Source organism: Mameliella sp. AT18, assembly GCF_028807275.1.
Lineage (GTDB): Bacteria > Pseudomonadota > Alphaproteobacteria > Rhodobacterales > Rhodobacteraceae > Antarctobacter > Antarctobacter albus.
On sequence record NZ_JARAMO010000174.1, the window covers coordinates 1 to 7,831 of the forward strand.

The 7,831-nt window shown below is 66.2% G+C and carries 7 protein-coding genes and 1 pseudogene; 2 read left to right on the forward strand and 6 right to left on the reverse strand.

What is annotated here, in order from left to right; all coding sequences use genetic code 11:
* A pseudogene (locus PVW46_RS15255) lies at nucleotides 1-173 on the reverse strand (ABC transporter ATP-binding protein); the annotation flags it as partial.
* A 133-nt stretch (nucleotides 174-306) separates the two neighbouring features.
* Entirely contained in the window at nucleotides 307-2,280 is a 1,974-nt protein-coding gene (locus tag PVW46_RS15260) for an AMP-binding protein (RefSeq protein ID WP_274576478.1), read from the reverse strand.
* A 226-nt stretch (nucleotides 2,281-2,506) separates the two neighbouring features.
* Between PVW46_RS15260 and PVW46_RS15265 the strand changes: the two genes are divergently transcribed.
* Together PVW46_RS15265 and PVW46_RS15270 are read left to right on the forward strand one after the other, a co-directional pair.
* Nucleotides 2,507-4,414, forward strand: coding sequence for a hybrid sensor histidine kinase/response regulator (locus tag PVW46_RS15265; protein ID WP_069209273.1), 1,908 nt, complete (start codon nucleotides 2,507-2,509; stop codon nucleotides 4,412-4,414).
* Nucleotides 4,415-4,424: 10 nt separating this feature from the next.
* Nucleotides 4,425-5,120 (forward strand): response regulator transcription factor, encoded by a 696-nt coding sequence (locus PVW46_RS15270; RefSeq protein ID WP_069209274.1) that lies wholly within the window; start codon nucleotides 4,425-4,427, stop codon nucleotides 5,118-5,120.
* A 45-nt stretch (nucleotides 5,121-5,165) separates the two neighbouring features.
* On the opposite strand, the gene PVW46_RS15275 is transcribed toward PVW46_RS15270, so the two are convergent.
* The 4 genes from PVW46_RS15275 to PVW46_RS15290 all read right to left on the reverse strand — a co-directional run.
* Complete coding sequence (locus PVW46_RS15275) at nucleotides 5,166-5,354, reverse strand: hypothetical protein (protein WP_043136065.1); 189 nt, start codon at nucleotides 5,352-5,354, stop codon at nucleotides 5,166-5,168.
* Nucleotides 5,355-5,421: 67 nt separating this feature from the next.
* Nucleotides 5,422-6,621 carry a hydantoinase/carbamoylase family amidase gene (locus tag PVW46_RS15280; protein WP_043136063.1) on the reverse strand — a complete coding sequence of 400 codons (1,200 nt, stop codon included), beginning with the start codon at nucleotides 6,619-6,621 and terminating at the stop codon, nucleotides 5,422-5,424.
* Nucleotides 6,618-7,259 carry a hypothetical protein gene (locus PVW46_RS15285; protein ID WP_069209275.1) on the reverse strand — a complete coding sequence of 214 codons (642 nt, stop codon included), beginning with the start codon at nucleotides 7,257-7,259 and terminating at the stop codon, nucleotides 6,618-6,620. The genes PVW46_RS15280 and PVW46_RS15285 overlap by 4 nt, the downstream gene beginning before the upstream one ends.
* A 101-nt stretch (nucleotides 7,260-7,360) precedes the next feature.
* A partial coding sequence (locus PVW46_RS15290) for a molybdopterin dinucleotide binding domain-containing protein (RefSeq protein ID WP_274576483.1) occupies nucleotides 7,361-7,831 on the reverse strand: 471 nt, incomplete at its 5' end.

Here is a 7,831-nt window from a genome sequence, read left to right on the forward strand (position 1 = left end):
TTGCCCGCCCCGTTCGGCCCGATGATCGCCCGGATCTCGCCCTCATGCACGTCAAAGGAGATATCGGAAATCGCCGTCACCCCGCCGAATTTCAGCGTGATGTTCTTCATCTCCATCAGAACGCCGCCAATCTGGCGCCCGTCCGCGGTGACGTATCCTTCGGTGTCTTTCACGCGACTGCCCCCTGCTTCTTCTTGGTGAAAATACCCAGGAATACGCCGCCACCTGGTTCGTCCCCCGGACAAGGGCGCCCAAAGGGATGGTGGGCGGGGCGATACGCGCCGCAGGCGCGGGAGCGTCCGACCATCATTCCGCCGCCATCGCCTTGGGCTTGACCGGCCAGACCTTGGCGTCGCGGATTTCCAGCGTCGCCTTGATCTTGCCCTTGCGCCCGTCCTCGTAGGTGACCTCGGTCTCGGTGTAGACGCTCTCCGACCCGTCATACAAAGCGGTCACCAGGTCCTCGAACTTCTCTCCGATGATCTTGCGGCGCACCTTGCGGGTCCGGGTCAGTTCGCCATCGTCGGCGTCCAGCTCCTTGTGCAGGATCAGGAAACGGTGCACCTGGCAGCCCGACAACATGTCGTCCTGCGCCACGCTCTCGTTCACCTCCTCGACGTGTTTCTGCACCGTCTCCAGCACCTGCGGATGCCCGGCCAGTTCCTGGTACGAGGCATAGGCGATGTTGTTGCGTTCCGCCCAGTTGCCCACCGCCGTCAGGTCGATGTTGATGAAGGCCGTACAGCGATCCTTGCCCGCGCCAAAGACAACCGCCTCCAGGATATTGGGAAAGAACTTCAGCTTGTTCTCGACGTATTTCGGCGCGAACAGCGATCCATCCGCCATCTGGCCCACGTCCTTGGCCCGATCGATGATGCGCAGGTGGCCGGTGTCTTCCTCGATGAAACCGGCATCGCCCGTGGCCACCCAGCCTTCGGCATCCTTGGTGTCGCGCGTGCTTTCGGGGTTCTTGTAGTACTCCACGAAGGCGCCGGGCGACCGGTAAAAGACCTCGCCATTCTCGGCGATGCGGATTTCCACCCCCGGCGCGGGCACACCCACCGTATCCGAGCGCACCTCTCCATCGGGCTGAACGGTGATGAAGACGCTGGCCTCTGTCTGACCGTAAAGCTGTTTGAGGTTGATCCCCAGCGAGCGCCAGAAATCGAAGATTTCCGGCCCGATCGCCTCGCCCGCCGTATAGGCCACGCGGACCTTGGTCATGCCCGCGCGGTTGCGCACAGGTCCGTAGACCAGAACCTGGCCCAATGCGTATTTCAGCCGATCCATGAACCCGACCGGCTTGCCGTCGAGGATCCGCGGCCCGACCTTGCGCGCATGGGCCATGAACGTGTCATAGAGCCATTTCTTGACCCGGCCCGCGTCTTCCATCCGGATGGTGATCGCGGTGATACGCTCCTCGAAATAGCGCGGTGGGGCAAAGAAATAGGTCGGCCCGATCTCGTGCAGGTTCTCGTACATGGTCTGCGGCGCCTCGGGGCAGTTCACGCAGAAGCCGCACCAGTAGGCCTGACCGATGGAAAAGATGAAATCGCCCACCCAGGCCATCGGCAGATAGGCCAGCACGCTGTCGCTGCGCCGCAAATGGTCGAACTCGGACGAGGACTTGGCCGCCTCGATGATGTTGCGGTTCGACAGGACCACGCCCTTGGGCTTGCCCGTGGTGCCCGAGGTGTAGAGCATCACGCAGGTGTCGTCGTAGGTAAGCTGGTCACGCCGCCGCTTCAGCTCGGGCAGGTATTCGTCGCGCGCGGCGCGTCCCTGATCCTGGACGTGGCTGTATTCGTGCAGGTGGGAATGCTCGTATTTCCGCATGCCGCGCGGATCGACGTAGATCAGGTGTTCGAACTGGTGCAGGTCGTCCTGCACCTCGATGACCTTGTCGGCCTGTTCCTGGTCCGCGACGATGGCAAAGCGCGCGCCGCAATGGCCCAGCACGTATTCCATCTCTTCGGCCACCGCATCCTGGTACAACGGCACCGGGATCGCGCCGACACTTTGCGCGGCAACCATCGACCAATACAGCGTGGGACGGTTGCGCCCGATGATGGCGACGTAATCGCCCTCGTTGACGCCGAGGTTCAGCAAGCCAAGGGCCAGCGCCTCGATTTCCTTTTCCGTCTCCGCCCAGGTCCAGCTCTGCCAGATCCCGTATTCCTTTTCACGGTAGGCGGGCGCATTGCCGAACTCGGTGGCATTGCGATGCAACAGTGCCGGGACAGAGCGCAGACCTTCCACGCCCTCAGCCAAATGTGCCAAGTCTATTCCTCCCATGCCGGTCCCCCGACATCCCTCGTGGTGCCCATCTGTCCGGGCCGCTCGCTGTTGATCGCGATTCTGGCCTTCATTTGGGCAAGTCCCAAGCTTGCGGTCAACTTTTTCCGCAAGATTTCCCAAATGTAACGAATTCCTACAGGGCGGCAGACCGCCCGTCCCGATGCGCAGCCCTCTGGCGCCGCCGCCGCCGCCGCCCTAGGCTTGGGCCATGAAAAACCTTGCGCTCACGCAGGCCGGGCTGAACCTCATCCAGCAGGCCCTGACGATCTACGACAGCGACCTGCGGCTTGCGGTCTGCAATGCGCCCTTTGCGCAGATGTTCGATCTGCCCGATGCCCTCACCACGCCCGGCGCCCGGTTCGAGGATACCATCCGCCACCTTGTCGAGCGCGGCGAATACGGCCCCGTCGATGACCCGGAAACCTTCATTCATGACCGCGTCGAGACCGCCCGCGCCTTTGAGCCGCATTACATGGAGCGCACCCGCGCCAACGGCCGCACCATCAGCGTCGAAGGCGCGCCGCTGCCGCAGGGCGGCTGGGTCACGGTCTACACGGACATCACCCAGACCCGCGCGCAGGAACAGTTGTTGCGCACGCGCTCGGAACTCCTGTCGGAGGAGGTTCTGAAAAGGTCCGAGGAACTGGCCCGCACCAACCGAAATCTCGCCGCCACCAACAAGGCGCTGGAAGAGGCGCGTCGCGAACTGGTCGAGACAGAGGCCCGCACCCGCACCACGACCCAGATGATGCCCGCCCATATCGCCCGCGTCGATGCCGACGGGCACTATACCTTTTCCAACAACCGCCTGGGCGACGTGATGCCCGGTCGCCCGGCGAATATCCTTGGCCTGCATATCTCGGAAACCCTGGGACCGCAGGCCTATTCCAAGGTGCGCCCGCACCTGGAGGCCGCGCAGGACGGACGGCAAAGCACCTTCGAATTCAACGACGAGATGTCCTCGCGTCGTATCCGCGCCGCCTTTACCCCCGATCCGCTGGAACCGGGGGTCTACATCCTGTCCCAGGACGTGACCGAGGAAACCCAGGCCCGCGCCGCCCTGCAGCAGACCCGCCGCCGGGAGATCGCGGCACAGCTGACCTCGGGGCTGGCGCATGATTTCTCGAACCTCTTGACCATCATCCTGGGGATGCAGTCGCGGCTGGCCCGGATGGACCTGGGGCCGGAGGCGGAACCGCTGATCTCTGCAACGCTTTCGGCGGCACGCCGGGGCGGGCGACTGCTGGACCGGATCGCCGACATGACCAGCCAGCGGGGATGGCAGCCACGCCCGCTGTCCCTGGCCGGCTTCCTTGACGAATTGCGCACGCTCGCCACGCCTTCGCTGCCGGAGGGGATGGAATTGCGGACGCGGGACGACACCAGTGGCGCCTACATGGCCGATCCCGGGCTCTTGCAGGATGCGCTGTTGAATCTGGTGCTGAATGCCCGCGATGCCTGCGGCGAGGCGGGCACCATCACCCTCAGCGCACAGGAAGTTCAGGAAACCTGGCTTGAACTCTCGGTCGAGGACAGCGGCCCCGGCTTTTCCGAAACCGCGCTGCGCCACGGGCTCGAACCTTTTTTTACCACCAAGGGCGGCGAGGGGTCGGGGCTGGGCCTGGCGATGGTTTACGACATGACCAAGTTGGCGGGCGGCTCGGTCAGGCTGGCGAACACCGGTCGGGGCGCGCGCGTCTCTTTGCGCCTGCCGCTGCGCCGCGCGGCACAGGCCCCCGTGCCGGATACCGGCCTTGCACTGCTGGCCGAGGACAGCCCCGACCTGCGCGAGGCGATCCGCGAAATGCTGACCGGGCTGGGGTTTTCCGTGGTCGAGGCCGCATCGGTGGATGAGGCCTGCGCCCTGGCCGAGGGTCTGCCCGACATCGCGCTTGTCCTGTCCGACATCTCGTTGGAGGGCGACAGCCCGGGCCTTGCGCTGGCTGACCGCCTGCCGCACCTGCCCGTCCGCTTCATGACCTCTCTGCCGCCGGATCACCCCCTGCACCAGCGCGCGCACCGGCTTGGCCCGGTACTGCCCAAACCCTTCGCTGCCGCCGACCTTGCCGGTTTCCTCGGGCTTGTGCCTCTTCCGGCGCCCGCGCAGATGGGCTAACCCCCGGACCATGAGCGCCCTTGTCACCATCCTCGACGACGAACCGGCCATCCGCCAAATGCTGTCCGACGCGCTGGCAGAGGCGGGGTTCCGCACCATGTCCTTTGGCCGCGCAACAGAGTTCGAGGCCGCCCTGCGCCGCACCACGCCGGATGTCTGCCTTGTCGACCTGGGCCTGCCGGACCGCGACGGACTGACGCTGGTGCACCGGCTGGCGCTGGAACAGGGGGCGACGGTCATCATCATCTCGGGCCGCGCGCAGGTTCAGGATCGGGTGACGGGGTTGGAACTGGGGGCGGATGACTACATCATCAAACCCTTCGACCCGGCCGAGGTTGTGGCCCGCATTCGCGCCCGCCTGCGCACCCGCACCCGCTCTGCCCCCTCGGACACGGCGCGGTTCAACGGCTGGACCGCGCATTTCGACCGCTACGCGCTCGAGGACGAGACCGGCGAGGAAACCACCTTCAGCCATGCCGAAGGCGAGGTGCTGCGGCTGTTCCTGGAAAGCCCCAAGCGCCTGATCACCCGCGCCCACATGCAGGAATCCCTTGGCGGCGCGGCGGGTGAGAGTTTTGACCGGGCGATGGATGTGCGGATTTCGCGCCTGCGGACCAAGCTGCGCGAGGACCCCAAGAATCCCCGCCTGATCAAGACGATCTATGGCGCGGGCTATATCTTTCTGGGGGATGTCAGCTGGAGCTGAATGACCCCACCCCGCGCGCGACCCGGGGCCTCCTTTCGATATGCCTCAGGGCTGTATCGTCGTATAGGCCTCTGCCACGCCCAAAAGGGTTTTCACATGCGGCAGCACGCTGACCGCGAGCACGCCGACAAGCGCCCCGACGCCCAGCCGGATCGGCGCCGCGCCCAGTTTCGGCCCCGCAAGGCCCAAGAGCCCGCAGACCGAGGCATAAAATCCTAGCGATACAGGGTCCATGTTCGCACCTCCTGCGGGTCAGCCTAGAACAGGCAGGGGCGTGGCGATACTCCGGAATTCCCGCGTCTTAGCCGGCGATCCGCGCCGCCGCGCCTGCCAGCACCTGCAGGCCGCGCACAAGGTCGGCCTCGTCCGTGTCCTCGGCAAAGTCGTGACTGATGCCGCCGATCGAGGGCACGAAAAGCATCGCCGCCGGCATCATCCGCGACATGTTCGAGGCGTCGTGCAGCGCCCCCGAGGGCATCTCGCGCCAGCGGCCCGGCACCGTCTCTTCTGCCGCCTCGCGCAGCGCGCCGCGAAAGCCCGCGTCCATCGCCACCGGCGCCACGCCCAGCATCGGCCCGAACTCCAGCGCCAGCCCCCTGTCGCCCGCGATTTCCTGCGCCGTCTCGCGCACGATCGCCTCCATCCGGTCCAGCCGGTCGGGATCGCCATCCCGCCACTGCATCGAGAATTTCACCCGCCCCGGCACGATGGAATGCGCGTTCGGATGCAGGCTGACATGGCCGATGGTCCAGACCGTCGCCGGGGTCACCACGTTCCGAAGCCGGTCGTTCAGAAGGCTGTTGAAAGCGCCCAGCGCCTGAAAGGCATCCTTGCGCAGGTCCATCGGCGTGGTGCCCGCGTGGTTCTGCTGACCTTCGAAGCTGATCACCATGTCGCGGATACCGACGATGGCCTCAACAACGCCCGCTGCCTCGCCGCTTGTGTCCAGCACGGGGCCTTGTTCGATGTGCATCTCCAGGAACCCCGTGAACCGCGCCGGGTCGATCCAGTCCCCCAGCCTGTCGCCCATCGCCGCCCGCGCCTCGGGCAGGGTCACGCCCTGGGGATCGACCAGCCCGTCCACCTTGTCGCGTGCCAAGGCCCCCGACCAGGCCGCGCTGCCGGTGGTGACGCCGAACCGCCCTTCCTCGTCCTGGAACGAGACGCAAGAAACCGGCGGCCCACCCGCCTCTTTCGCGGCGCGCGCAACCTCCAAACCGGCAATGACGCCCAGCGCCCCATCCAGCCAGCCGCCCTCGGGCTGGCTGTCGGAATGCGACCCGATCAGCAACGACGGTCCTTCGACCAGCCCGAACAGCGAGCCCATCGGATCGAACTGCGGCGCCAGCCCCGCCTCCTTCATCCGCTCGGCCAGCCAGTCCCGCGCGGCAATGTCCGCCTCTGTATAGGCGGGCCGCTGCACCCCCTTGCCGACACCCGCCGCCCCGAAGGAACGCAGGGTGTGAAGATCGGACAGGAAGCGGTCGGGATCGGGTGTCATGGTTTCTCCAGTTCGCGCAGGTCAGGATGGACATGCAGGATATACGGGCGCAGCGGGTGCCGCGGCGACAGCCCCAAGGCATGGTCGGCGGCACGAAACAGCGCCTCCCAGGTTTCCGCGTGCTCGGGGCCGCCCATCTCGGTGTCCCCCAGAAAGGACACGAAGAGGCAATGCGCGTCAATGCCACGCGCCCGGAGCCACCAGAGAAAAGCCAGTCGGTTGGCGTACTGAAAGAAGACGCGGGACCAGTCAGACCGGTCATCGGCGCCAAGATCCGCCTTCACCTGCCGCAAGGCGCACGCGATCTGCGCCACCGACTCAGGCGCGGTCGCGGCGGAGGGCGAGGTCAGGAACTCGGTGACATGAGCCTTGGGCTCGACCAGAACGACGGCGCCACCCGCCAACGCCAACCCATCCCAGACAGGGCCCCGGCGCGGCCAAAACTCTGTCAGCGCCCGGGCATGCTCTCCCAGCCCCAGCTTGCGCAGGGCCGCGCCGTCCCGAAATTCTGCGTATTCCTCAGATCGCAGCGGAGAGACCCAGTGAAGCGGCGGCAGGCGTGCGGGTTGCAGGCTTTCCGGGGTCGCTTCGACCATCCGCTGCAGTGCCGCCTGGCTGCCCCTGACCGCTTTCCCCATATCATTGCCCTTCCGGGCAAAACCGAAATCGCCTCATCTCGTATTGGCGGCAAGGATCGCCCGGAAAAGCATGCGCACACCCGGAGGCGTGCGCATGATCGTCATTCCGCCGCGATCTCCCCGGCCTCCACTGCCTCGACCCGCACTGCCGAGTACTTGAACTCGGGGATCTTGCCGAAGGGATCCAGCGCCGGGTTGGTCAGGATGTTGGCCGCCGCTTCGACATAGGCGAAGGGCAGGAAAACCATGTCCGGCGCCACCGCGCGGTCGGCCCGCGCCATGACCTCGACCGAGCCGCGCCGCGTGGTCAGCCGCACGAAGCCGCCCGGCTCGACCCCCAGCTTGCGCAGGGTCGACGGGTGCAGCGAACAGTTGGCTTCCGGTTCCACCGCGTCCAGCACGCTGGCCCGGCGGGTCATCGAGCCGGTGTGCCAGTGTTCCAGCTGTCGCCCCGTGGTCAGGATCATCGGGAAGCTGTCGTCGGGCACCTCGGCCGGGGGCGTCACCCGGGCGGGGGCGAACATGGCCCGTCCCGCGCGACGCGGGAACCCGTCGCCAAAGACCACCGCCTG

Excerpts from the sequence above, each read along its gene's own strand:
- PVW46_RS15265 (WP_069209273.1), top strand. The coding sequence starts at position 2,507 with ATGAAAAACCTTGCGCTCACGCAGGCCGGGCTGAACCTCATCCAGCAG.
- PVW46_RS15270 (WP_069209274.1), top strand. The coding sequence starts at position 4,425 with ATGAGCGCCCTTGTCACCATCCTCGACGACGAACCGGCCATCCGCCAA.
- PVW46_RS15275 (WP_043136065.1), bottom strand. The coding sequence starts at position 5,354 with ATGGACCCTGTATCGCTAGGATTTTATGCCTCGGTCTGCGGGCTCTTG.
- PVW46_RS15280 (WP_043136063.1), bottom strand. The coding sequence starts at position 6,621 with ATGACACCCGATCCCGACCGCTTCCTGTCCGATCTTCACACCCTGCGT.
- PVW46_RS15285 (WP_069209275.1), bottom strand. The coding sequence starts at position 7,259 with ATGGGGAAAGCGGTCAGGGGCAGCCAGGCGGCACTGCAGCGGATGGTC.